This window comes from Enterobacter sp. B79-1 (genome assembly GCF_057444735.1).
Window position 1 is genome coordinate 41,768 of the sequence record NZ_JBYAZJ010000011.1, and the last position, 22,112, is coordinate 63,879.

Here is a 22,112-nt window from a genome sequence, read left to right on the forward strand (position 1 = left end):
CGCCACCGGGCAAAAACAGCGCTACTGATTCTCTATCAACAGCGCTTCCAGCAGGTCCAGATCGTGCAGCAGCTTTTGCAGCGTTTCGTTGCTGATCTGCCGCGTGGCGCGCAGGTGATAAAGCTCGGCACGCTCTGAGCGCAGCGCCGCCAGGCGGAACCGGCGCTCCAGGTTCTCCTCCTGCAGCGAGCTTTCCACGTCGTTACGCCCGTCGGCCCGACGACGCAGGTTACCAATCACGCGGGAACTCACTTCCGTCAGCAGCTGATTATCGATGTTCTCTTCCGCATCCGCGGCCAGGCGTTCTTCCATTTTCTGGATGGCGACAATTGCCACTTCAGCGGTAGCCGCCCGCGCAATACGTTCTTCTTTATGCTGCTGGGTCGAATCGCCGACATCAATATGCTGGAGTAAAATCGGCAGCATAATCACGCCGACAAACAGTGAGAACAGAATGACGCCTGCCGCCAGGAATACCAGCTCGTAACGTGCCGGGAAAACATCTCCCGTCGGTAACAGCAGTGGAATAGAGAGCACACCAGCAAGGGTGATCGCCCCGCGCACGCCCGCAAACGAGGCAATCAGCAGCTCACGCGTTGACCATGAACCGAACTCCATCGGCTTTTTGGTCAGGAAGCGCACGCTGAACTTCTTCATCGTCCACAGCCAGCCAAAACGCACCAGCATCAGCGCCATGTAGATCAGCACGATATCGGTGAACAGCAGCCAGGTTTCAACATTCGGATCGGCCTCAGCCGCCACCAGCGAGGTCTCCAGAATGCCGGGCAACTGCAGGCCCAACAGCAGAAATACCATGCCGTTAAACACGAATTCGAGCATCGCCCAGGTGCTGTTGGCGCGCAGGCGCATCGCCAGCGGCGCGCGGCGCATCACGCCGGAGCGGGTGATGGTCATCCCTGCCGCCACTGCCGCCAGAATGCCCGACACGCCGATGTGTTCAGCAATCAGGTAGGAAGCAAACGGCAGCAGGAACAGCAGAACGATTTGCGTTGCAGGTTCATCACCGCCCCAGCGGCTGAGGAAGCGCAAGGAGCGACCGTACAGCCAGCTCACCACGAAACCAGCCAGAATGCCGCCAATCGCCACCTTAAAGAACTCCAGGGTCGCACCGCCAACGGTAAAGACCATGGTGCCCATGGCTACCGCCACGGCAAACTTCAGGGCCACCAGGCCGGAGGCGTCGTTCATCAGCGCCTCGCCCTGCAAAATGCCCATGATTTTCTTCGGAATACGGCCTTCGCCCACAATGCCGGAAAGCGCCACGGCATCGGTTGGCGACAGCACGGCGGCCAGCGCAAAGGCAGGGATTAACGGAATGCCCGGCACCATCCAGTAGATCAGGAAACCAATCCCGACCACGGTAACGACCACCAGCGCCAGCGCCAGACCGAAGATCTCTCGCCCGTGTTCGAGGAATTCGCGCGTGGGGGTTTTCCAGCCATCGGCAAACAGCAGCGGCGGGATAAACAGCACGAGGAACAGTTCCGGATCGAACTCAACGTGCAGGCCAAACGTCGGCCACGCCAGCAGCGCACCGATGGCAATTTGCATTAATGGCAGGGGAATTTGAAAGGGCAGTACGCGTGTAACCACCCCGGATAGCGAGACCACAAGGGTCATGATGAGTATTGTGAAGAAGATTTCCATGCGTTCCCTGTTTGCTGTGTTGCTTATAAGCCAAACCTAAGGCGTCGTGCCTTTTATTCTATCTTCTCCAGAGTAACGCAAAAGGCAACGGGATGAGTCCTGAAAATAAAAACGGGCGGCCTGAGCCACCCGTTTTCGCATCAATGGACAACTTAGATTGCCCAGCCGCCCGCGTAGAACGCCACCAGTGCGATAGCGATAACGACGGTGCCGATGTTCAGCTTGCGCCATTCACCCGAGACCAGACGACCAATCACCAGCGAAGCGAAACCGATCATAATGCCGGTCACGATGTTGCAGGTCAGCACGATAAAGACCGCGGTGATCAGGCCGGACATCGCGTCCACGAAGTCCGCAAAATCGATTTTCGCCACGTTGCTCAGCATCAGCAGGCCGACGTACATCAGCGCAGGTGCGGTCGCATAAGCCGGGACCAGATAAGAGAGCGGAGAGAGGAACAGGATCAGCAGGAACAGCACGCCGACGGTGATTGCCGTCAGACCGGTTTTACCGCCTGCTGCCGTACCCGCTGCGGACTCGATGTACACCGCCGCAGGCGCCGCGCCCACCAGACCAGAGAAAACGCTGCTCAGGGAGTCGGTCGTCAGCGCTTTGCCACCGTCGATAATCTGACCGTCTTTATCCAGCAGGTTTGCCTGACCGGCCACCGCGCGGATGGTACCGGTCGCGTCAAACACGGCGGTCATCACCAGCGCCAGCACGCTTGGCAGGATCACCGGGTTCAGCGCGCCGACAATATCCAGGCTGCCAATCAGGGAGTTGCCTTTGTCATCGCTCAGGGACGGCATGGCGAAGATACCGGAGAAGTGCACGGTCGGGTCGAAGATCAGGCCAACAATAGAAACGCCGATAATGGTCAGCAGAATGCCGCCCGGCACTTTCAGTTTTTCCAGACCGATAATCACCGCCAGACCAATCAGGGACATGATCACCGGGAAGCTGGCGAAGTGACCCAGCGCCACCGGCAGGCCGTCCAGCGGGTTCTTGATCACCAGGCCCACGCCGTTCGCGGCGATCAGCAGCAGGAACAGGCCGATACCGATACCCGTACCGTGCGCCACGCCCTGCGGCAGGTTGCGCAAAATCCAGCTACGGATGCCGGTTGCGGAAATCACGGTAAACAGCACGCCCATCAGGAACACGGCACCGAGCGCAACGGGCACGCTGATGTGCTGACCCAGCACCAGGCTGAACGCGGTAAACGCGGTCAGAGAGATGGCACAGCCGATTGCCAGCGGCAGGTTCGCCCACAGGCCCATCACGATAGAGCCAACACCGGCCACGAGACAGGTGGCAACAAAGACAGCCGCAGGCGGGAAGCCCGCTTTGCCCAACATGCCCGGTACAACGATGACGGAGTACACCATCGCCAGAAACGTCGTCAGACCCGCAACGACTTCCTGGCGCACGGTGCTGCCGCGAGCAGAAATTTTAAAGATGGCGTCAAGCGAACCGCCGGTACGCGCAGATGGCGTAGACATAGAAAACATCCCCTGAGAGTTTTTATAGAACGTCCATAAGCGTGGTGGAGACGCCACTGCCAGCTATAACGTCAAATCCATATCTTGCGTTTGCGACAAAAGGGGCGTCACAAAAAAAGCAAACGTTTAGCTCCGCGCTTACGAAACGGGTGGTCAAATTAAGGCAAACGATTATCTAGCCTAATCCCCGCCCTTTTCAACTGAACTTTCTCGTTTTTCGCTAAAATTCCCTTATGACGATGAAGAAATAAACAGACGATGCGCAAACGTTATCGTCTATGCGCAATTTAGTTACATTTCACCCTTCGCCAGGGATAGTGAGCGGCCCGCCCTGTTCCAGTGTTTTTTGCCAGCCGGGACGATTTTCGACCTTTTTCTTCCAGGCATGGGTATGCGGGAGGTTGTCGACGCCACCGCGCGCCAGCAGGGCAAAGATCGGGAAACTCATCTGAATATCGGCCATGCTGAGCGTGTCACCGGCAAACCAACTGTTCTCTGAAAGGTGCGATTCGATATAACGCGCATGGGTTTCCAGCTGGCGGTTGAGGTAAGCTTTTTGTACTCCCTGCCCCAGCGCTTTCCCCAGCGTGCGCATCCCAAACGGCACGGGGGGTTTGCCCAGGCTGTTAAAAACCAGCTTCATTAACAGCAATGGCATAAGCGAACCTTCTGCGTAGTGCAGCCAGAAACGATATTGCACCTTGTGAGCAGGATCCCGCGGTTTAAGGTGCGATTCTGCGTCGTAGGTTTCCTGGAGATATTCCAGAATGGCACCGGACTCGGCAAGGATCAGCCCGTTGTCTTCAATGACCGGTGATTTGCCCAGCGGATGCACTTTTTTGAGAGACTCAGGCGCCAGCATGGTTTTTTCACGCTGGTAATGAACAATCTCATAAGGCAGGGCAAGTTCTTCCAGCGCCCAGATCACGCGGTGCGAGCGTGACTGGTTAAGGTGATGTACCGTGAGCATGATTGTCTCCTGTAATTCATACTTTCTAACTATAGAAAATCGAACAACATCGCGAAAAAATTTTGGCTAAAAAGAAACCCTCCACGCTGGCGAAAATCGGGGTCTTGCATAGAATTAAAGTGTCAGCACAAACCGGAACCTCCCCAACTTGCTCGACATGAGGGGTGCTGATGTCGGGGGAAACCCTCCCGTGAACCAGCGGGATAGAGAGAAAGACAAAGACCGGGAAAAACTAAAGCGCCCTTTGTGGCGCTTTAGTTCTTTATTATGCTTTTTGCCGGGTGACGCTTCGCTTACCCGGCCTACGTTCTCGGTTTTGTAGGCCGGGTAAGGCGCAGCCGCCACCCGGCAAACCGGCCGCACATACTCAATCCTCCTCCAGCAACCGCGCGCCCGTTCCCTGCTCGCCCAGCCTGTCGCCGGGGTTACGCAACGGGCAGTCGCTGCGAGATAAACACCCACAGCCAATACAGCCATCCAGTTCGTCACGCAGCACGACCAGTGTGTGAATGCGTCGGTCCAGCTCTTCACGCCACTGGGACGACAGCTCTTTCCACTCTTTCGGGCTAAGCGTGTGTCCTTCCGGCAGCACGCCGAACGCATCGCCGATGGTGGCCAGGGGGATTCCGATTCGTTGCGCAATTTTGATAATCGCCACATAGCGGAGCACGTCGCGGGTGTAACGCCGCTGGTTTCCGGCATTACGGATACTCTTAATTAACCCTTTGCTTTCATAGAAGTGGAGCGCCGACACCGCAACGCCGCTGCGCTTTGCCACTTCACCGGGGGTTAAGAGCGCTTTAATTCGCGGCAATCTCTTTTCCATAAAACCTCTTTACCTCAAGTTAACTTGAGGAATTATACTCCCCCGCAGAGAAAACGACGAATCCACCAGGATAGATGTATCTACAGAGGGGCAACCTTATGTCGCATCAGCAAATTATTCAGACGCTTATTGAATGGATTGATGAACATATCGACCAACCGTTGAACATTGATGTGGTCGCTAAAAAATCGGGCTATTCGAAATGGTATTTACAGAGAATGTTCCGCACCGTCATGCATCAGACGCTGGGTGAGTACATTCGCCAGCGCAGACTGCTGCTGGCAGCGCAGGCGCTACGTTCGACGCAGCGGCCTATTTTTGATATCGCGATGGATCTGGGTTATGTCTCGCAACAAACCTTTTCCCGCGTGTTTCGCCGTGAATTTGACCGCACGCCGAGCGATTACCGCCACCAGTTGAATTAATGTGTATCAGTGCAAAGGTTGCTGCTGCCAGGCCATAAATTCCTGGGGCGGCATCGCTTTCGCGAAGTGCCATCCCTGACAATACTGCACGCCACGCTTCAACAGCCAGCTGACCTGCTCTGCCGTTTCCACACCTTCCGCAATCGTTTTAAGACGCAAACTTTGCGCCATCTCGATGATGTGCTCGGCAATCAGGTGGCTGGTGCTGTTGGTGGTTAAGGTATCGATAAAGGATTTATCGATTTTCAGGATATCGACGTTCAGCGAATAAAGGTTATGCAGGTTGGAGTAACCGGTCCCGAAATCATCGATGGCCACTTCATAGCCCGCCTGACGGAAAGCCTGAATAACGGGTGTGGTTTTAGGAACATCGATAAACCCGCGTTCCGTCACTTCAATCTTTATCTGCTGCGCGCGCACCGCATAGTGTCTGGCCTTGTCTGAGATCATCGCAATCAGGCGCGAAGAGTGGAAATCAGTCGCCGACAGATTAATGGAAATATAGAGATCGGGATGCGTCGCCAGGAAATGCCCCAGATCGCTGAACACCTCTTCGACGACGTAATCCGTAATACGTTCGCTCATGCCCTCTTTTTCCGCCAGCGGGATAAATTCCACCGGACTCATCACCTGTCCGTTAAAGCCAGGCCAGCGCAGTAACGCTTCTGCCCCCACGCACCGATTATTTTTAATATCAATAATTGGCTGATAATGGACGCAAAGCTGGCGCTTATTCAGCGCACGATGCAGCAAACGGCCTGGGGAGTTGAGTTCACGGTGGGTGCGTGACCACACCAGCAGAATAATAATGCTGCAGATCATCCCCAGCGGCAGCGTCAGTGTGGCCTGATGATAAAGCGTTTCATAAAAGCGTGTATTCGATGTGGAAACGATGGCTGCGATAGGACGTTTATCGGATTTAACGATGGTATAAAAACGGTCATCTTTTTGAAATGTCGATTCCTTATCCCGGATTAGCGCATTCAATAATGTAATATTGGCCTGCTGGCTGACGGAAAAGAATGCATTAGTTACCGTGTCGTATACCCCCCACGACAGAGAATGATCGGCTGACATCACTTCACTGTAAGAAAGCGGATTGACCACCACAACATAATTTCCGCGCTGCATGTATGTCATTTTATAGCCAGTAAAAAATGGCGTATCGCGATAATAATAGATGGCAATGTCGGGTTTACGTTTGTAATTGGCGACAGAAATCAGATAGGGCTGGTCGGGGGTAAAAACGGTTGAACAAAGAAAACGTTGGCCTTGTGCATAAATTAAATCGGCGACGAAAAGACGACCACGAACCACATTCAACATATATTGCCGGTGCTCAGGTGTACACAGTTTACCCTGATATTGTTCAGCGCCATCGCGTGCTAAATCAACCTGTTGAATGACAAGTTCTGTTTTGTCTAACGCAAGTCCAGCAAATGTGCGTAGTTGGGCGCTTGTTTCCGACACGGCTCTGAGCTGGGCAAACCATAGCGCAAGCATCACCGGTAGCATAACTACCATGATGATCCCTACCACCCTGAGCATCTTGCGCCGCGCGCTACGATTCATTTCCCGCCCTATATCCCTGCATGTTGTACGCCTGTAGTAATGAAGGCCGGATGCTTTGATAAACAGATGATTACGTTGCATGAATCATGCGAAGTTAGCAACCGACTTTTAGTATTAAAAATCTTAAAATTGCTTATGACGATAATATTTTCCCGTAAGCTAAACTGAAAGTATTCGTTCCGTTTCAATTAAGGAAAATAATTATCCAGTACAGGCGGGTGGTTTTAGATAGCACAACAGCGGATCGTTGATTAAACCAAAATTCTGGCCGCATGAAAAAAGAACAAGATGAACATGAAATTTCGTGATAATTGTTCCCCTCTGCTTTGTCGTTTGATTTATTAATAATCAAACGCAACCAGCATATTTTTATGACGGGCGTAAAAATAACGCTTCACTTCGCCAGTAAAATGGCTGACCAGACATGTCTCTTGCCCGAGCTACGCGCTCGCCGCACTTGCCCAGGCAGGCGTTGCGTTGAGGCGTCAGCCTCGCTGACAGAGATATATTCTCCATGGTGATAAATCGCCCATTTTTCCACGTCGTGAGACTGGCGAATAAAACAGCAAATGTGATATAGTTCACACATCTTGTGTAACGAGAAACATTGTTTCATTTCAGTTCGTCTGTTTTGTCGAGGATGGGTTTATGGCGACCATTACCACCAGCATGGTTCTCCTTCGCTGGCCATTGTTAAGTGCGGTTTTGATGTTTTTAGCCAGCACGCTGAACATTCAGTTTCGTAAATCTGACTACGCCGGCCTTGCGGTGATCAGCACCCTGCTGGGGCTGGGCGCAGCCTGCTGGTTTGCAACGGGCCTGCTTGGCATTACCCTGGTGGATATCGCTGCCGTTTGGGAAAATATAAAAGTGGTGATGGTGGAAGCCATGAGCCACACGCCGCCAGACTGGCCGATGGTGATTACCTGATCCCTTCATCAATAAAAAAACCCAGACGATGTCTGGGTTTTTTGTTTTCGCATCCGTTGATCAGAACGGAATGTCGTCGTCGAAATCCATTGGCGGTTCGTTAGACGGGGCCGGAGCAGACTGCTGCTGCGGACGAGACTGCGCGCCGCCGCTGAACTGGTTGCCGCCCTGCGGCTGCTGAGGCTGACCCCAACCGCCCTGCTGCTGGCTCTGTCCGCCACCTGCCGGTGCGCCACCGCCCTGACGGCCACCCAGCATCTGCATGGTGCCGCCCACGTTCACCACGACTTCCGTGGTGTACTTCTCAGCGCCGGACTGATCGGTCCATTTGCGGGTACGCAGCTGGCCTTCGATATAGACCTGAGAACCTTTACGCAGATACTCACCGGCCACTTCGGCCAGTTTGCCAAACAGCACAACGCGGTGCCATTCGGTCTGCTCTTTCATCTCACCGGTCGCTTTATCACGCCAGGATTCGGAAGTAGCCAGCGTAATGTTGGCAACTGCGCCACCACTCGGCATGTAGCGTACTTCCGGGTCCTGGCCCAGATTACCGACGAGAATCACCTTGTTTACGCCTCTGCTGGCCATGTTCGTGTCTCCTGAATACGTTTCTTAATAGTGTAAACGCGCGAGTGTACCATTTCCATGCTGCACTTTGATAGTTGCGTAGCACGTTCCAGAGTTCTCTCGCAACTCGACATTGTTACACAGCCAATCAGAAAATGCATTCCAATACTGTATATTCAAACAGGTTAAATTGTGTCATAATTAGCCGTTTCTGACAGCCGTTTGTCCTTCAAACAAATCAGGCAATCCGTGTTCCAACCGGGAAAGGTGAATGGATAAGATCGAAGTTCGGGGCGCCCGCACCCACAATCTCAAGAATATCAACCTCATAATCCCTCGCGACAAACTCATCGTCGTGACCGGGCTTTCGGGGTCTGGCAAATCCTCACTGGCTTTCGACACTTTGTATGCCGAAGGACAGCGTCGTTACGTTGAATCACTCTCCGCGTACGCGCGTCAGTTCCTGTCGCTGATGGAAAAACCGGATGTCGACCATATTGAAGGGTTGTCCCCTGCTATCTCTATTGAGCAGAAGTCCACCTCGCACAACCCGCGTTCTACGGTCGGTACCATTACCGAAATTCACGACTACCTGCGTCTGCTGTATGCCCGCGTAGGCGAGCCGCGCTGCCCGGACCACGACGTCCCGCTGGCGGCCCAGACCGTGAGCCAGATGGTGGATAACGTGCTGTCGCAGCCGGAAGGCAAACGCCTGATGCTGCTGGCACCGATCATTAAAGAGCGTAAGGGCGAGCACACCAAAACGCTGGAAAACCTGGCAAGCCAGGGCTATATCCGCGCCCGTATCGACGGCGAGGTGTGTGACCTGTCCGATCCGCCAAAGCTTGAGCTGCAGAAGAAGCACACCATCGAAGTGGTCATTGATCGCTTTAAGGTGCGTGACGATCTCGCCACGCGTCTCGCGGAGTCCTTTGAAACGGCGCTGGAACTCTCTGGCGGCACAGCCGTGGTCTCCGACATGGACGACCCGAAAGCGGAAGAGCTGCTCTTCTCCGCCAACTTTGCCTGCCCGATTTGCGGCTACAGCATGCGCGAGCTGGAACCGCGTCTGTTCTCCTTCAACAACCCGGCCGGTGCCTGCCCGACGTGTGACGGTCTGGGCGTTCAACAATATTTCGACCCGGACCGCGTGATCCAAAACCCGGAGCTGTCGCTGGCGGGCGGTGCCATTCGCGGCTGGGACAAGCGTAACTTCTACTATTTCCAGATGCTGAAATCGCTGGCAGAGCACTACAAGTTCGACGTTGAAGCGCCGTGGGCGAGCCTGAGCCCGAACGTGCACAAAGTGATCCTGTTCGGTTCCGGTAAAGAGAACATCGAGTTCAAGTACATGAACGATCGCGGCGATACCTCCGTGCGTCGCCACCCGTTCGAAGGGGTGCTGCACAATATGGAGCGCCGCTACAAAGAGACCGAATCCAGCGCGGTACGTGAAGAGCTGGCGAAGTTCATCAGCAACCGCTCCTGCGCCACCTGTGAGGGCACGCGTCTGCGCCGCGAAGCGCGCCACGTGTTTGTGGAAAACACCGCGCTGCCGACCATCTCAGACATGAGCATCGGCCACGCGATGGACTTCTTCAATAACCTGAAGCTCTCCGGCCAGCGTGCGAAAATTGCCGAAAAAGTGCTGAAAGAGATTGGCGATCGCCTGAAGTTCCTCGTGAACGTCGGCCTGAACTACCTGACGCTTTCCCGCTCGGCAGAAACGCTCTCCGGCGGGGAAGCCCAGCGTATCCGTCTGGCTAGCCAGATTGGCGCCGGTCTGGTAGGCGTGATGTACGTGCTGGATGAGCCGTCCATCGGCCTTCACCAGCGCGACAACGAGCGTCTGCTCGGCACGCTGGTTCACCTGCGCAACCTCGGCAACACGGTCATCGTGGTCGAGCACGACGAAGATGCGATCCGCGCGGCTGATCACGTCATCGACATCGGCCCAGGCGCTGGCGTGCACGGCGGCCAGGTCGTTGCAGAAGGGACGCTGAAAGACATTATGGCGGTGCCCGAGTCGCTGACTGGCCAGTTCATGAGCGGCAAGCGCAAAATTGAAGTGCCGAAACAGCGCGTAGCGGCAGATCCGGAAAAAGTGCTGAAGCTGACCGGCGCGCGCGGTAACAACCTGAAAGACGTCACCCTGACGCTGCCGGTTGGCCTGTTTACCTGTATCACCGGCGTGTCCGGTTCCGGTAAATCGACGCTGATCAACGATACGCTGTTCCCGATTGCGCAGACGGCGCTGAACGGCGCGACGCTGGCCGAGCCTGCGCCGTACCGCGACATTCAGGGTCTGGAGCATTTCGATAAGGTTATCGACATCGACCAGAGCCCGATTGGCCGTACCCCGCGCTCTAACCCGGCGACCTATACCGGCGTCTTTACGCCCGTACGTGAACTCTTCGCGGGCGTACCGGAATCACGTTCGCGCGGGTATACGCCAGGACGTTTCAGCTTTAACGTGCGCGGCGGTCGCTGTGAAGCGTGCCAGGGCGATGGCGTGATCAAGGTTGAGATGCACTTCCTGCCGGATATCTACGTGCCGTGCGACCAGTGCAAAGGCAAACGCTATAACCGCGAAACGCTGGAGATTAAGTACAAAGGCAAGACCATTCACGAAGTGCTGGACATGACCATCGAAGAGGCGCGCGAGTTCTTTGACGCCGTCCCTGCGCTGGCGCGTAAGCTGCAAACGCTGATGGACGTAGGCCTGACCTACATTCGTCTGGGACAGTCGGCGACAACGCTTTCCGGTGGTGAAGCGCAGCGCGTGAAGTTGGCGCGTGAGCTGTCAAAACGCGGCACCGGTCAGACGCTGTACATTCTTGATGAGCCGACGACCGGTCTGCACTTTGCCGACATCCAGCAGCTGCTCGAGGTGCTGCATCAGTTGCGCGATCAGGGCAACACTATCGTGGTGATTGAGCACAACCTGGACGTGATTAAAACCGCGGACTGGATTGTCGATCTCGGCCCGGAAGGCGGCAGCGGCGGCGGTGAAATTCTCGTCTCCGGCACGCCAGAGACCGTTGCAGAGTGCGAAGCCTCGCACACCGCACGCTTCCTTAAACCGTTGCTGTAATCGTCACACGGAGAGTTGCTGTCGGGTCGTTTCCGGCAGCAGCTCAACCGCCTGCTGATAGGACGCGTCCACCAGATAGTAAATTTGCGACCCGGGAATGGAACCGTCGAGATACACCGTGCTCCAGTGCGCTTTATTCAGATGCTTGCTCGGCCTCACGTCATCGTGCTGCTGACGCAATAAATCGGCCAGCTCCGGGCTGGTTTTCAGCGACGCCGCCGGACGGCCTTCCACCTCTTTCACCATCGCAAACAGCACATCACCCACCTTAATCTGCGTGGCTTTCCAGTCGCTGTGGACGCTTTGCTCCGCGCCCGGCTTGCTCATGCAGTACTGAAGTATCTCCGAAATTGTCATCTTTGCTCCCCTGTGAATGGGTTAAACGCGAATTGAGTATCTGCCTCTTTAAGTGTGTAGCAAGACGACAAAAGGTAAACCCGGCAGGCCTGATTTGTTCAAAAAACCAGCATAACTCAGTATTCGGAATTAACAATCACCTCTTCGCCAAATTTCCCGGCCATCGGCAGCGGTCGATAGGTCGAGTTAGAGGCGCGTAATACCCTGATCCCTCTGGCTCCTGCATCGTGCGCGGCGGTGATGTCGTTATCAGAATCACCATAAAACACTTTGATATTTTTCTGTTCCAGCCACTGGGTTTTGGTGTTTTGCCCTTCTTTATCACCCGCAAAAATGACCGGGTTCATGCTGGCAGCCGGGATCATGAAATCATCCTGGAGCGTCTTTGAAACGGTTTCCGTTTTGGTCTGGCTCCGTCCGGTGACAAAGTAAATGCTGTCGCCGCGCTTAACGTGCATGGCGATCAGCGAGCGAGCCACCTCTTTCGGGATGCTGAATTCGTCCCAGCCGTTGTTCATTTTTTCCCAGAACTCCGGGTTCTTCAGATACGCTTCGCTGTCTGGCGACCAGGTTTTTTTGCCTCGCCAGAAGCCCGGACTCGAGAAGAGAACGGTATCGTCAATGTCGAAGCCAACGGCCATCGGCGGACGGCCTACCAGACTGTTTTCGATTTGTGCCACAGAGACCCAGTGAATGGGTGCCTGCTCGGCAAGAATGGCGGCGGTGGTACCGGTGTAAAGTGGCGTCGGTGCAGAAGCACGCGCGACGACGGCGCTATTAAGCGAGAACAATAAGCAGGCGGCGCTGAGCGCCAGTGTGATCTTGCGCATATTTTCCCCTGAATATTCAGTTTGTTATCGTTTTAATTTGAGCGGATGGTCAAAAAACTATCCGACCATAACCCCAGCGGGAAGTGAAGGGAAGGAGTTTTTGCTTATGAGGCTGAATAAAAAGAAGACGATCACAAAGCGAGACATCGACCTGAGCAGCCTGATGCCCTCACCCCAACCCTCTCCCACGGGGAGAGGGGGAACACCCAGCCCGTAGGCCCGGTAAGCAAAGCGCCACCGGGCGATTAGGCTGCACGGCGGCCTGCTCCACCCCTCGCCCACAGGGAGAGGGGTGGTAAGTGAGCACTTACATTACAGCGGCAAACGCCTGCGCTACGCGCTGGACGTTGCTGGCATTCAGACCCGCCACGCACATACGACCGCTGGCGATCAGGTAGACGCCGAACTCTTCGCGCAGGCGATCGACCTGCGCCGCGCTCAGTCCGGTGTAGCTGAACATTCCGCGCTGCTTGAGCAGGTAGTCGAAGTTATGCCCAGGCACGGCCTCTTTCAGGACGTTAACCAGCTCCTGACGCATCGACAGAATGCGCTTACGCATTGCTTCCACTTCAGCAAGCCAGGACGCTTTCAGCTTTTCGTCACTGAGAACCGTCGCCACCACCTGCGCACCAAAGTTTGGCGGGCTGGAGTAGATGCGGCGCACCGTTGCTTTGAGCTGACCCAGCACGCGACCCGCCGCTTCGGCGTCTTCACACACCACGGACAGACCGCCCACGCGCTCGCCGTAAAGGGAGAAGATTTTGGAGAAGGAGTTGCTGACCAGCGCTGGCAGCCCGGCGCTGGCCACGGCGCGGATGGCGTAAGCATCGTCTTCCATGCCCGCACCAAAGCCCTGATAGGCAATGTCGAGGAACGGGATCAGGTTGCGGGCTTTCAGTACCTCAATGACCGCATCCCACTGGGCATGGGTGAGATCCGCCCCGGTCGGGTTATGGCAGCACGGATGCAGCAGCACAATACTGCGCTCAGGCAGCATGTTCAGTTTTTCCAGCAGCGCTTCAACGCGCACGCCATTGGTTTCGCTGTCGAACCATGGATAGGTTTCAACCTTGAAGCCTGCGCCCTCGAAGATCGCGACGTGGTTTTCCCACGTCGGGTCACTGACCCATACGCCTGAATCCGGGAAATATTTTTTCAGGAAGTCGGCCCCCACCTTCAGCGCACCCGAGCCGCCCAGCGTCTGGATGGTCGCCACGCGTTTTTGCGCGAGCACCGCGTGATCGGCACCAAACAGCAGCGGCGCGATGGTATTGCGGTAGGCATTTAGCCCTTCCATCGGCAGATAAAGAGAGGCACCGTGCGGAACAGCGTTCAGACGCGCTTCCGCTTCAGCAACGGCCTTCAACTGAGGAATGATGCCATCCTCGTTGTAATACAGACCAATACTGAGGTTCACTTTGTCGCTGCGAGGATCTTCTTTGAAACGCTCCATTAAGGAGAGAATAGGGTCGCCGGCATAGGCGTCAACTGTCTGAAACACGCGATGGTTCTCCGGAAATCGATGAGGCAGGAATTTCAACAATAAACCGGAAGTGGGAGAAGGTCGAGAGGATGTTAATAAAGTTGGAGTGAGGTTAAATCCCTCACTCCACTGGCGGTTCAATCAATGTACTTCATCGCTACCCTTGACGTCAGGCGCGTGATAAGTTCGTAAGCACTCACTTTCGTTAATTCAGCAATGCGTTCAACGGGCAAACCGTCCCCCCACATCACCACTGCATCGCCTGCTTTGTCCTGCGCTTCCGGTCCGAGGTCAACACAGATCATGTCCATCGCCACGCGACCGACAATTTTCACTTCACGACCATTGACCAGAACCGGCGTACCCGTCGGTGCGGCACGCGGATAACCGTCACCATACCCCATCGCCACTACGCCCAGGCGCGTATCGCGTTCACTGGTCCATGTGCCGCCGTAACCCACCGGCTCACCGGCTTTATGCTCGCGCACGGCGATCAGGTTAGAGACAAGGGACATCACCGGCTGGAAACCGAAATCTGGCCCCCAGGGTTTGCCCTCCAGCGGCGACACACCGTAAAGGATAATGCCCGGGCGAGCCCAGTCGAAGTGCGACTGCGGCCACAGCAGAATGCCGCCGGATGCCGCAATGGAACGCATCCCCGGTTTGCCTTCGCAGAAGGTGTTGAAGATATCGAGCTGCTTCTCTGTCGCACCACATTCTGGTTCATCGGCGCGAGCAAAATGGCTGACGATATTCACCGGCTGGCGCACGTTTTTGCACTGACACAGGCGATGATAAAACGCCTCTGCGTTTTCCGGGCGCACGCCCAGACGGTGCATGCCCGTGTCGAGCTTCATCCACACGGTCACCGGCTCGCTCAGCTCGGCGGTTTCGAGTGCCGCAAGCTGTTCTTCATTGTGTACCGCCGTGTGCAGATGCTGGTCGGCAATGGTTGGCAGGTCCGATGCTTCAAAAAAGCCTTCGAGGAGCAGAATCGGTTGGGTAATGCCGCCCGCGCGCAGGCGGAGAGCTTCTTCAAGACGGGCGACGCCAAAGGCGTCGGCATCGGGAAGCGTTCGCGCGGTCTCGAGAAGACCGTGTCCGTAAGCGTTCGCTTTCACGACTGCAACGAGCTTGCTGGCGGGTGCCAGTTCGCGCAGACGTTGCAGGTTGTGTCGCAGAGCGCGGCGGTTAATCACTACAGTTGCCGCTTGCATGTAAAATCCTTATTCGTCGTCGTACTGCGGTCCCGCATAGTTATCAAAGCGCGACCATTGTCCGTTAAAGGTCAGACGTACCGTACCGATGGGGCCGTTACGTTGCTTACCAATAATAATTTCAGCAATCCCTTTCAGGTCGCTGTTCTCGTGATAAACCTCATCACGGTAGATGAACATAATTAAGTCGGCATCCTGCTCGATGGAGCCGGATTCACGCAGGTCGGAGTTGACCGGGCGCTTGTCGGCACGTTGTTCCAGCGAGCGGTTAAGCTGCGACAGCGCCACCACCGGCACGTGCAGCTCTTTGGCTAACGCCTTGAGCGAGCGGGAAATCTCTGCAATTTCCAGCGTACGGTTGTCGGAGAGCGACGGGACGCGCATCAGCTGAAGGTAGTCGATCATGATAAGGCCGATGCCGCCGTGTTCACGGGCGATACGACGGGCGCGGGAGCGCACTTCCGTCGGCGTCAGGCCGGAGGAATCATCGATATAGATGTTCCGTTTTTCCAGCAGAATGCCCATGGTGCCGGAAATACGCGCCCAGTCCTCATCGTCGAGCTGACCGGTACGAATGCGGGTCTGATCCACGCGCGACAGCGACGCCAGGGAACGCATCATGATCTGTTCGGAGGGCATTTCAAGACTGAAGATCAGCACCGGCTTATCCTGCAACATCGCCGCATTTTCAACGAGGTTCATTGCAAAAGTGGTTTTACCCATCGACGGACGCGCGGCGACGATAATCAAATCCGACGGCTGCAAACCGGCGGTTTTCTTATTGAGATCGTCATAGCCGGTGTTTACGCCGGTTACGCCATCGTGCGGTTGCTGGAACAGCTGTTCGATACGCGCAACGGTAGCGTCGAGCACATCGGCAATGTTTTTTGGGCCTTCGTCTTTATTTGCACGGCTTTCGGCAATTTTAAAGACGCGGGATTCGGCAAGGTCGAGCAGATCTTCGCTGGAGCGGCCCTGCGGGTCAAAACCGGCTTCGGCGATTTCGTTCGCTACCGAGATCATTTCGCGCACAACGGCACGTTCACGCACGATGTCGGCGTAAGCGCTAATGTTCGCGGCACTTGGCGTATTTTTTGACAGTTCTGCCAGATAGGCGAACCCGCCACAGCTATCAAGCTGCCCCAGTCGCTCAAGCGATTCCGCGAGCGTGATCAGGTCGATCGGGCTACCTGACTCCTGCAGGCGCGCCATTTCGGTAAAAATATGGCGATGCGGACGGGTGTAGAAATCTTCCGCCACGACGCGCTCGGCGACGTCGTCCCAGCGTTCGTTATCCAGCATTAAACCGCCCAACACCGACTGTTCCGCTTCAATCGAGTGCGGCGGGACTTTTAACCCGGCGACCTGGAAATCACGTTCGCGGGGTTCAGTCTGTTTGTTGAAGGGTTTGTTTCCTGCCATAGTGAATGGAGTTACCGAGATAAAGAGTGGGTCGAAAGATTACCATATTTTTCTTACGGAGGGAGCATGGCAACGCGCATTGAATTCCAGAAACACGGTGGACCAGAGGTGCTTAAATCGGTGGAGTTTACCCCCGCCGCACCTGGCGAAAATGAAATTCAGGTTGAAAACAAAGCGATTGGCATTAACTACATCGACACCTACATTCGCGGCGGTCTCTACCCACCTCCGTCGATGCCAAGCGGGCTGGGAACGGAGGCGGCTGGCGTGGTCATCAAAGTTGGCAGCGCCGTTAAACATATCAAAGAGGGCGACCGCGTGGTGTATGCGCAGTCTGCCCTGGGGGCTTACAGTTCCGTTCATAACGTCCCGGCGGACAAAGCCGCCCTTCTGCCTAATGCCATCTCTTTTGAACAGGCTGCCGCCTCATTCCTGAAAGGACTGACCGTCTTTTACCTGCTGCGCAAAACCTATGAAATCAAACCCGACGAGCAGTTCCTGTTCCATGCCGCTGCGGGTGGCGTAGGGCTGATCGCCTGCCAGTGGGCGAAGGCGCTGGGCGCGAAGCTTATCGGTACCGTCGGCAGCGCGCAGAAAGCACAGCGTGCGCTGCAGGCCGGTGCATGGCAGGTCATCAACTACCGTGAAGAGAGCATTGCTGAACGGCTAAAAGAGATCACGCACGGTCAAAAAGTGCGGGTCGTGTATGACTCGGTGGGGAAAGATACCTGGGAAGCCTCGCTGGACTGCCTGCAGCGCCGTGGTCTGATGGTGAGCTTCGGGAATGCGTCAGGCGCGGTAACCGGCGTTAACCTGGGCATTCTGAATCAGAAGGGTTCTCTGTATGTGACCCGCCCTTCCCTGCAAGGATACATCACCAACCGGGAAGAACTGGAGGAAGCCAGCAACGAACTGTTCTCGCTGATCGCCAGCGGTGTGATCAAAGTGGACGTGGCGGATGCGCAGAAATACGCACTGACCGATGCGCAGCGCGCGCATGAGGTGCTGGAAAGCCGGGCGACGCAGGGCTCAAGCCTGCTGATCCCCTAGGCCCTAAAAAGAAATTGGGCTTCCCGTGGGAAGCCCTTTCTTTTTTTAGTTCGGCTGTATGTAGGGTACAGCTCGATGAATTCTTTAGCGGCAGTCATAGTGACAGATTCGATAAGTAAATCCTATTCTGTTCTAAGGCATGCTGCCGGAAAAGTTACAAGTATGTGACGAACCCCTCAATACCTTAGTAACGAAAGCGGTTATTGCGCTGATAACTGGGCACTTTTGGCGATTTAATCGCCCGTATCACCCATACCACCGCGACAGCCAGCAGCAACCACGGTAACAGTTTGAGCGTCAACGCAAATAACCCACCGATAAACATCACCACCGTCGCCACAACGATCGCCGCGAGAATGCCGAGCAGCGAAATGCCCGTGACCATCAGCATCACAAAAAAGCCAATCACAAAAAGTAGTTCCAGCATGGTGTTCTCCCACGAGCCCCGAATGATGCAGAAAGCATTACAAGAATCATGCCAAACGTAACGTATTGTTCTGAAAGCAAAACGCCCCGCAACGTTGGGCGGGGCGTGGTGAATTTGACGATCTTTTAGTGAAATTTATCGCTTATCTGCCACCAGGCGCAGCGCATGCTCGAGCACTTCAATATCGGCTCCGGCTTTGTGCGCGTTCTCGCTCAGGTAACGACGCCACTGGCGCGCGCCCGGAATCCCCTGGAACAGGCCAAGCATATGGCGGGTGATATGGCCAAGGTAGGTGCCGTTGCTCAGCTCACGCTCAATATACGGATACATGGCACGCACGACCGCCACCGGATCGGTATCTGCATCTTTAACACCAAAGATCTCACGATCGACCGTCGCCAGGATACCGGGGTTCTGATACGCCTCACGCCCGACCATCACGCCATCCATATGCGCCAGATGCGTTTTCGCTTCTTCCAGAGACTTAATGCCGCCGTTAATCGACATCGTCAGGTGCGGGAAATCGCGCTTCAGCTGGTATACGCGCGGGTAGTCCAGCGGCGGGATTTCGCGATTCTCTTTCGGGCTGAGGCCGGAAAGCCAGGCTTTACGCGCGTGGATGATGAACATCTCGCACTCGCCCTTTCCGGCAACGGTATTGATGAAATCGCACAGAAATTCGTAGCTGTCCTGGTCATCAATGCCGATACGGGTTTTGACCGTCACCGGGATAGAGACGACGTCACGCATGGCTTTGATGCAGTCCGCCACCAGCTGCGCATTGCCCATCAGGCACGCGCCAAACATGCCGTTCTGCACGCGATCGGACGGGCAACCCACGTTCAGGTTTATTTCGTCATAGCCGCGCTCTTCGGCCAGCTTCGCACACTGCGCCAGCGCGGCCGGATCGCTGCCGCCCAGCTGCAGCGCAACCGGATGCTCTTCTTCGCTATAGGCCAGATAGTCGCCCTTGCCGTGAATAATTGCCCCGGTGGTCACCATTTCGGTATACAGCAGCGTATGGCGGGAGAGCTGACGCAGGAAGTAACGGCAGTGTCTGTCCGTCCAGTCGAGCATCGGCGCAATGGAGAAACGGTGTGCGGGGAAAGCAGTCTGTAGTTCTGACGACATGGCGAAGTTTTAAGCATCTGGTGGAAAAGGGGCGCTACTATAGCACAAAGAAAAGCCGGAGGCGCAGCGCCTCCGGTTCACGTTAAAACGTCATGCTTAACTGTGCTCCTGCGCCCCAGGTTTCGTCCTCGCCGTACAGGCCCATCAGGTCAACGTGGACGGTGTTAAATGGCGCAAAGCCAACACCGCCGGTAAAGACATTGCTGTCGTTACCTTTCATATCTGCCCGATAACCGGCACGCACGGCGAGCCAACTGAGCGGCGTCACCTCGGCACCGACGCCAACATATTGCGAGGTATCTTCGCTTTTAAAGCCCTTGGTTTCGGTCAGATCGCCATCAGCCGTCAGGGTCAGAAGATCGGTATGCCATGCCGCACCCGCCGTGACAACAGGGCTAATTTGATAGGTATCACGCACCCCGTCCACCTCTTTGGTGTCGATATCACGCGAGAAAAGGTTTTGTCCGGTCAGGCCGACCGTCCAGTTTTCCCCGAAGTCCGCCGCAAGACCAGCATCGACGTTAAAGCCAGTATCATCATTACGGTAACGGCTGCTGTTGATATCACCACTGTCGAAGTTATAAATCGAGACGGTGTAGTTATAGAGCCAGGTCTTTTGCAGCTTCGGCGTGATACCCAATGAAACCGGCACACCGCTGATATCAAACTGACGCGCGACCGTCACGCCATAGTCCGAAACGATTGCCGCGCGGCCAAAGCCTTTTGATTTTAGATTATTGGGGTTAACCGTGAGCGCGGTCGCGGGAACAGCCTCAACACCGCGCAATATGTCGATATCGCCCTGATCGATGTAAGAGCTCACACGTGCACGCGCATTCGCTTTGGCCACAAAGGCAACGGAGAGCACGTCATTAGGAATACTGACGGCGATCCCCCCACCCGCTTTACCGCTGGCGGTTTTCCCTTTCAGGGAATCCAGCTGATCGGCAAGATCGCCCGCAGCGGAAGAGACCTGCTGAGAGGCAGGGCTAAGCGGATTTAAGAGATCGATGAGGTTGATGTTGTCCAGCGTGCTGCGATAGCGGCTTACATCGTCGCTGATGTCATCGATTTTATCCCGCAGGTTATCTTTGTCTGAAATCTGCGCGCCGATGGATGGCAGGATCACCGTGATACCATCGTCAGGTTTCGCTTTGGCCAGTAATGCCGGGTTGATTAATGTACCGCTGCCGTAGGTCCCTGCCGCAACGCCCGTTCCCCCCATCGCATCGCTGCGCGCTTCTGTCCAGGTATTGGCTGCTCCCGCCTGATTTGCCATAAAAAAGGAGACAGCAATGCTAACCACCGAAAATTTAAAATATTTTTTCACAGTATGCCCGTTATAGTCTGTTATGAAATAACCCCTGTCTGTTATCACCCAAACAGGAACGAACTATTGCTGTGAATAAGAAGTAAAAGACCCGCTATTTCTTTCCCTAAGTAAAATTCCCTTACGGCCTGTTGTAATTTGTGACGGCCCTCAATATTTATAGAAGAGGAAAATTATTTCCGCTCGGGTTTTCCGTTGTGCGGCCCAAAAAATTGAGGAGGATGATCTACCCAGCGGTCCTCACGCGTCGCGGCATAAACCGGGTTCAGCGGATAGTAGATACGGTTTTGCTTTTTGTTGGCCTCGCCGACAACCAGCAACCGCACCTCTTCGTCGGTATTGTTAATAAAGGTATGGCAAACGCCCGTCCCGGCGGGGAACCCCACGCTGTCTCCTGGATCAAGCTTCCACAGGTAGCCGTTTATCCAGGCTTCCGGATGCCCTTCAAGCACATAAATAAACTCTTCTTCGTCGCTTTCCGCATGCGGATAAGACGTACGACGCCCTGGCGGCAAACGCTCATGATGAATACCGATGCGGCCTAAGCCCAGCCTGCGAGCAAGGGGCGCGCCGATGGAAAAAAGTTCGTTACTGTCGGGATAGGTCGAATCGTCAGCACCTTCCACATCTCGCCAGTGCTTAATACAGTCAGGTCTTTTCATGGTTAATTCCCCGAATTGCGATGCGTCAGGTATAGCACAGCCTGGTGGATCTCGGTGTTTTTACCAGAACATGATAAAGTGAGGGTTTTCCATCCTATACATCCGAGGTGCTAAATGGATAAGTCCACAAAAGAGCTGTTAGCGCAGGCCGAAAAGCTGTGTGCGCAACGCAATGTGCGCCTGACTCCGCAGCGCCTCGAGGTATTGCGCCTGATGAGCCTGCAACAGGGTGCCATCAGCGCATACGACCTGCTGGATCTGCTGCGTGCAAGCGAGCCGCAGGCAAAACCGCCTACGGTTTATCGTGCGCTGGATTTCCTGCTGGAACAAGGGTTTGTGCACAAAGTTGAATCCACCAACAGCTATGTACTATGCCATCTATTCGATCAGCCAACCCATACCTCAGCCATGTTTATCTGCGACCGCTGCGGCGCGGTGAAGGAAGAGTGTGCGGAAGGCGTGGAAGATATTATGCATACGCTGGCGGCTAAAATGGGCTTCGCCCTGCGTCATAACGTGATTGAAGCGCACGGGCTGTGCTCGGCGTGTGTGGAGGTGGAATCCTGTCGCCATCAGGATGAATGCCAACACGATCACTCCATTCTCGTGAAGAAAAAGCCGCGTTAACGGCAAAAGAAAAGGCGGC

At 55.2% G+C, this 22,112-nt stretch carries 20 protein-coding genes; 5 read left to right on the forward strand and 15 right to left on the reverse strand.

Translation table 11 applies throughout. From position 1 onward, the window contains the following. Nucleotides 1-21 precede the first annotated feature (21 nt). The 4 genes from AC2T6E_RS21550 to soxR all read right to left on the reverse strand — a co-directional run bounded on the left by AC2T6E_RS21550 (nt 22) and on the right by soxR (nt 4,966). The gene (locus AC2T6E_RS21550) at nt 22-1,668 is read right to left on the reverse strand and encodes a Na+/H+ antiporter (protein ID WP_042719168.1); all 1,647 of its coding nucleotides are present in this window, start codon (nt 1,666-1,668) and stop codon (nt 22-24) included. A 152-nt stretch (nt 1,669-1,820) separates the two neighbouring features. Then, nucleotides 1,821-3,170 carry a guanine/hypoxanthine transporter GhxP gene (ghxP, locus tag AC2T6E_RS21555; protein WP_042719170.1) on the reverse strand — a complete coding sequence of 450 codons (1,350 nt, stop codon included), beginning with the start codon at nt 3,168-3,170 and terminating at the stop codon, nt 1,821-1,823. 298 nt (nt 3,171-3,468) lie between these two features. Beyond that, entirely contained in the window at nt 3,469-4,140 is a 672-nt protein-coding gene (locus AC2T6E_RS21560; RefSeq protein WP_109492559.1) for a glutathione S-transferase family protein, read from the reverse strand. A gap of 367 nt (nt 4,141-4,507) precedes the next feature. Continuing rightward, entirely contained in the window at nt 4,508-4,966 is a 459-nt protein-coding gene (gene soxR, locus AC2T6E_RS21565) for a redox-sensitive transcriptional activator SoxR (protein WP_089598624.1), read from the reverse strand. 98 nt (nt 4,967-5,064) lie between these two features. Between soxR and soxS the strand changes: the two genes are divergently transcribed. Then, nucleotides 5,065-5,391 carry a superoxide response transcriptional regulator SoxS gene (soxS, locus tag AC2T6E_RS21570; protein ID WP_013095071.1) on the forward strand — a complete coding sequence of 109 codons (327 nt, stop codon included), beginning with the start codon at nt 5,065-5,067 and terminating at the stop codon, nt 5,389-5,391. Between the two features lie 6 nt (nt 5,392-5,397). Here soxS and AC2T6E_RS21575 read toward each other — a convergent pair whose 3' ends face one another. After that, entirely contained in the window at nt 5,398-6,963 is a 1,566-nt protein-coding gene (locus AC2T6E_RS21575; protein ID WP_100167220.1) for an EAL domain-containing protein, read from the reverse strand. A 648-nt stretch (nt 6,964-7,611) separates the two neighbouring features. Between AC2T6E_RS21575 and AC2T6E_RS21580 the strand changes: the two genes are divergently transcribed. Further along, nucleotides 7,612-7,893 (forward strand): YjcB family protein, encoded by a 282-nt coding sequence (locus AC2T6E_RS21580; RefSeq protein WP_003860282.1) that lies wholly within the window; start codon nt 7,612-7,614, stop codon nt 7,891-7,893. A 60-nt stretch (nt 7,894-7,953) separates the two neighbouring features. Here the strand turns inward: AC2T6E_RS21580 and ssb1 are convergent, their stop codons facing one another. Beyond that, complete coding sequence (gene ssb1 / locus AC2T6E_RS21585) at nt 7,954-8,484, reverse strand: single-stranded DNA-binding protein SSB1 (protein WP_023310055.1); 531 nt, start codon at nt 8,482-8,484, stop codon at nt 7,954-7,956. Between the two features lie 250 nt (nt 8,485-8,734). On the opposite strand from ssb1, the gene uvrA reads away from it, so the two are divergent. Further along, nucleotides 8,735-11,557, forward strand: coding sequence for an excinuclease ABC subunit UvrA (gene uvrA, locus AC2T6E_RS21590; RefSeq protein WP_108418088.1), 2,823 nt, complete (start codon nt 8,735-8,737; stop codon nt 11,555-11,557). A 3-nt stretch (nt 11,558-11,560) separates the two neighbouring features. Here uvrA and AC2T6E_RS21595 read toward each other — a convergent pair whose 3' ends face one another. The 5 genes from AC2T6E_RS21595 to dnaB form a co-directional block, all read right to left on the reverse strand. Continuing rightward, nucleotides 11,561-11,914, reverse strand: coding sequence for an MmcQ/YjbR family DNA-binding protein (locus AC2T6E_RS21595; protein WP_023310053.1), 354 nt, complete (start codon nt 11,912-11,914; stop codon nt 11,561-11,563). A 116-nt stretch (nt 11,915-12,030) separates the two neighbouring features. After that, nucleotides 12,031-12,744: an acid phosphatase AphA gene (gene aphA, locus AC2T6E_RS21600; protein WP_174340400.1), complete on the reverse strand. Its 714-nt coding sequence runs from the start codon at nt 12,742-12,744 to the stop codon at nt 12,031-12,033. A gap of 307 nt (nt 12,745-13,051) precedes the next feature. Further along, nucleotides 13,052-14,245, reverse strand: coding sequence for an aromatic amino acid transaminase (gene tyrB / locus AC2T6E_RS21605; protein ID WP_108418090.1), 1,194 nt, complete (start codon nt 14,243-14,245; stop codon nt 13,052-13,054). 119 nt (nt 14,246-14,364) lie between these two features. After that, nucleotides 14,365-15,444 (reverse strand): alanine racemase, encoded by a 1,080-nt coding sequence (gene alr, locus AC2T6E_RS21610; protein WP_108418091.1) that lies wholly within the window; start codon nt 15,442-15,444, stop codon nt 14,365-14,367. A gap of 9 nt (nt 15,445-15,453) precedes the next feature. Beyond that, nucleotides 15,454-16,866 (reverse strand): replicative DNA helicase, encoded by a 1,413-nt coding sequence (gene dnaB / locus AC2T6E_RS21615; RefSeq protein ID WP_042718383.1) that lies wholly within the window; start codon nt 16,864-16,866, stop codon nt 15,454-15,456. Nucleotides 16,867-16,932: 66 nt separating this feature from the next. Here dnaB and AC2T6E_RS21620 point away from each other — a divergent pair, with 66 nt between their 5' ends. Further along, nucleotides 16,933-17,916 (forward strand): NADPH:quinone reductase, encoded by a 984-nt coding sequence (locus AC2T6E_RS21620; RefSeq protein WP_486693210.1) that lies wholly within the window; start codon nt 16,933-16,935, stop codon nt 17,914-17,916. Between the two features lie 184 nt (nt 17,917-18,100). Here AC2T6E_RS21620 and pspG read toward each other — a convergent pair whose 3' ends face one another. The 4 genes from pspG to AC2T6E_RS21640 all read right to left on the reverse strand — a co-directional run bounded on the left by pspG (nt 18,101) and on the right by AC2T6E_RS21640 (nt 21,466). Next, nucleotides 18,101-18,343 carry an envelope stress response protein PspG gene (pspG, locus tag AC2T6E_RS21625; protein WP_109492555.1) on the reverse strand — a complete coding sequence of 81 codons (243 nt, stop codon included), beginning with the start codon at nt 18,341-18,343 and terminating at the stop codon, nt 18,101-18,103. 135 nt (nt 18,344-18,478) lie between these two features. After that, entirely contained in the window at nt 18,479-19,474 is a 996-nt protein-coding gene (gene dusA / locus AC2T6E_RS21630; protein WP_108418094.1) for a tRNA dihydrouridine(20/20a) synthase DusA, read from the reverse strand. An 82-nt stretch (nt 19,475-19,556) separates the two neighbouring features. Next, entirely contained in the window at nt 19,557-20,804 is a 1,248-nt protein-coding gene (locus tag AC2T6E_RS21635) for a conjugal transfer protein TraF (protein WP_211449500.1), read from the reverse strand. Nucleotides 20,805-20,977: 173 nt separating this feature from the next. Next, on the reverse strand, nt 20,978-21,466 hold the full coding sequence (locus AC2T6E_RS21640; protein ID WP_427354062.1) for a cupin domain-containing protein: 489 nt from the start codon (nt 21,464-21,466) through the stop codon (nt 20,978-20,980). Between the two features lie 114 nt (nt 21,467-21,580). Here AC2T6E_RS21640 and zur point away from each other — a divergent pair, with 114 nt between their 5' ends. Further along, nucleotides 21,581-22,093 carry a zinc uptake transcriptional repressor Zur gene (gene zur, locus AC2T6E_RS21645; RefSeq protein WP_089598612.1) on the forward strand — a complete coding sequence of 171 codons (513 nt, stop codon included), beginning with the start codon at nt 21,581-21,583 and terminating at the stop codon, nt 22,091-22,093. The last annotated feature ends 19 nt before the right edge of the window (nt 22,094-22,112 follow it).

Bases quoted from the DNA above. Each gene is read 5' to 3' on its own strand.
- AC2T6E_RS21640 (WP_427354062.1), bottom strand. From the start codon at position 21,466: ATGAAAAGACCTGACTGTATTAAGCACTGGCGAGATGTGGAAGGTGCT.
- dnaB (WP_042718383.1), bottom strand. From the start codon at position 16,866: ATGGCAGGAAACAAACCCTTCAACAAACAGACTGAACCCCGCGAACGT.
- aphA (WP_174340400.1), bottom strand. From the start codon at position 12,744: ATGCGCAAGATCACACTGGCGCTCAGCGCCGCCTGCTTATTGTTCTCG.
- AC2T6E_RS21550 (WP_042719168.1), bottom strand. From the start codon at position 1,668: ATGGAAATCTTCTTCACAATACTCATCATGACCCTTGTGGTCTCGCTA.
- AC2T6E_RS21595 (WP_023310053.1), bottom strand. From the start codon at position 11,914: ATGACAATTTCGGAGATACTTCAGTACTGCATGAGCAAGCCGGGCGCG.
- AC2T6E_RS21620 (WP_486693210.1), top strand. From the start codon at position 16,933: ATGGCAACGCGCATTGAATTCCAGAAACACGGTGGACCAGAGGTGCTT.
- zur (WP_089598612.1), top strand. From the start codon at position 21,581: ATGGATAAGTCCACAAAAGAGCTGTTAGCGCAGGCCGAAAAGCTGTGT.
- alr (WP_108418091.1), bottom strand. From the start codon at position 15,444: ATGCAAGCGGCAACTGTAGTGATTAACCGCCGCGCTCTGCGACACAAC.
- AC2T6E_RS21580 (WP_003860282.1), top strand. From the start codon at position 7,612: ATGGCGACCATTACCACCAGCATGGTTCTCCTTCGCTGGCCATTGTTA.
- dusA (WP_108418094.1), bottom strand. From the start codon at position 19,474: ATGTCGTCAGAACTACAGACTGCTTTCCCCGCACACCGTTTCTCCATT.
- ghxP (WP_042719170.1), bottom strand. From the start codon at position 3,170: ATGTCTACGCCATCTGCGCGTACCGGCGGTTCGCTTGACGCCATCTTT.
- ssb1 (WP_023310055.1), bottom strand. From the start codon at position 8,484: ATGGCCAGCAGAGGCGTAAACAAGGTGATTCTCGTCGGTAATCTGGGC.
- soxS (WP_013095071.1), top strand. From the start codon at position 5,065: ATGTCGCATCAGCAAATTATTCAGACGCTTATTGAATGGATTGATGAA.
- AC2T6E_RS21575 (WP_100167220.1), bottom strand. From the start codon at position 6,963: ATGAATCGTAGCGCGCGGCGCAAGATGCTCAGGGTGGTAGGGATCATC.
- uvrA (WP_108418088.1), top strand. From the start codon at position 8,735: ATGGATAAGATCGAAGTTCGGGGCGCCCGCACCCACAATCTCAAGAAT.
- pspG (WP_109492555.1), bottom strand. From the start codon at position 18,343: ATGCTGGAACTACTTTTTGTGATTGGCTTTTTTGTGATGCTGATGGTC.
- AC2T6E_RS21560 (WP_109492559.1), bottom strand. From the start codon at position 4,140: ATGCTCACGGTACATCACCTTAACCAGTCACGCTCGCACCGCGTGATC.
- soxR (WP_089598624.1), bottom strand. From the start codon at position 4,966: ATGGAAAAGAGATTGCCGCGAATTAAAGCGCTCTTAACCCCCGGTGAA.